At 66.0% G+C, this 1,469-nt stretch carries 2 protein-coding genes; both read right to left on the bottom strand.

What is annotated here, in order from left to right; translation table 11 throughout:
• Positions 1–326: 326 nt before the first annotated feature.
• Positions 327–761, bottom strand: coding sequence for an aminoacyl-tRNA hydrolase (pth2, locus tag ACT84W_RS03910; protein ID WP_417576259.1), 435 nt, complete (start codon positions 759–761; stop codon positions 327–329).
• A 39-nt stretch (positions 762–800) separates the two neighbouring features.
• The coding region (locus ACT84W_RS03905) for a UTRA domain-containing protein (protein ID WP_444328270.1) at positions 801–1,469 on the bottom strand (669 nt) is incomplete at its 5' end.

Raw genomic sequence — 1,469 nt, 5'->3', positions numbered from 1 at the left:
ATGGACCCGCCGGGGTTCGTGGCCTCGTACTTGCCGAGGACGGTCGCGTCGCTATTGGCGAGGTCGGAAAGGTCCACCAGGGGGGTAGAGCCGATGAGGGCCTCAATCTGCTTCGCGGTGCGCATGGTAGTGCCTCCTAGCTGTATCAGCTGACTGGTCACGAGGGTGCCGCCGCGCGAGGCGGTCTGCTCGTTGTTTGGTAGGATGGCACTTATAAACCTAGCGCGCAAGTAGGAATTAGAAAAAACCTAGTTGGGCGGTGGGAATTAACGCCGCGCTAACACCGCGGGGCAGCAAGAAGGGCTTCTTGCTGCCGGCGGCCAGTGCTAGTACAGCGGCAAATCGCCGGTGATGGGGTCGATCTTCTCGGCAGGGAGCGGCTCGAAGGCCAGGCAGGTGAAGGTCGGCTCGCCGTGGAACTCCGTGTGGCCCGCGTCGCGGATGAGCGCGACGGCGAAGCCCGCCTCGCGGCCCTGCGTGGCGATGTCCAGCAGCGCCTCTTCGCCGTCGACGTAGACGCAGATCTTCGCCACTCCGGCGTCGAACCAGTCGGTCAGGGGCGAGCGGTCGTCCTCGGCGTGCTCGAGGTAGGCCCACCCGTCCTCGGCGCGGATCTGGTCCGCGCGGCCCTCGCGCGCGATGGCCATAAGGGTGGCCTCCACGCACGCGTGGCCCGACTGCGCGGCGATCTTGCCCTTGCGCATCTTGAGGTCGCGCCTCATGACGATGACCTGCTTTGACTTATAACTGGAGGAAGGCATATCAACTCCTGAATGATAAAAAGGGACTGTCCCTTCTCGTCATTTTACCGAGAGGGACGGCTTGCGTCGGGCGATGTCGTGGAAGACAAAGAGGTCCGGCCGGTGGCGCGACTGGGTGCGCTCGAACATCGTCCCGTCCGCGAGGAAGACCTGGTTGGTCATTATGGCCAGGTAACAGCCCTCGGGGAGCTCGAGCAGCTCGTAGTCGCGCGTCGTCGCCCGCTCGACGGTGATCTCGCGCATGCTCTGCGCGATGACGAGCCCGAGCTCGCCCTCGAGGTACCTGTAGATGGAGCCGGCCGCGATCTTTGGCGTGAGGCCGTCGACCGCCGACGCGAGGAAGTAGCTGTCGTCGCGGATTACCGGCTCCCCGCCGAAGGAGCGGACGCGCTCGACGTGCAGGAGCTCGGCGCCCTCGTCGAAGCCCGTGAAGTGGGCGAGCCTGCCGTCGGCGACCACGAGGTCGAAGGTCTTCACGACTGTCGTCTGCTCGATGCCGAGGCGCGCCATGGTCTCGGCGAAGGTCTCGATCCCGCCGACCTCGAAGAGCGCGCGCTCGCGCGGCTGGTAGATCACGCGGACCCCCTTGCCCTGGATCGGCTGCAGCAGGCCCTCGTCGGCGAGCGCGGCGAGCGCCTTGCGCAGCGTGTTGTGCGAGCACCCGAAGCGGGCGACCAGCGTCGACTCCGAGGGGAGGAAGGTCTGGAA

The organism is Paratractidigestivibacter sp. (assembly GCF_052362415.1).
GTDB lineage: Bacteria > Actinomycetota > Coriobacteriia > Coriobacteriales > Atopobiaceae > Paratractidigestivibacter.
The sequence above is the reverse complement of the archived record's forward strand: the minus strand, read 5'-3'. Positions and strand labels throughout refer to the sequence as shown.

Coding starts and splice junctions, on each gene's coding strand:
- pth2 (WP_417576259.1), bottom strand. CDS start 761: ATGCCTTCCTCCAGTTATAAGTCAAAGCAGGTCATCGTCATGAGGCGC.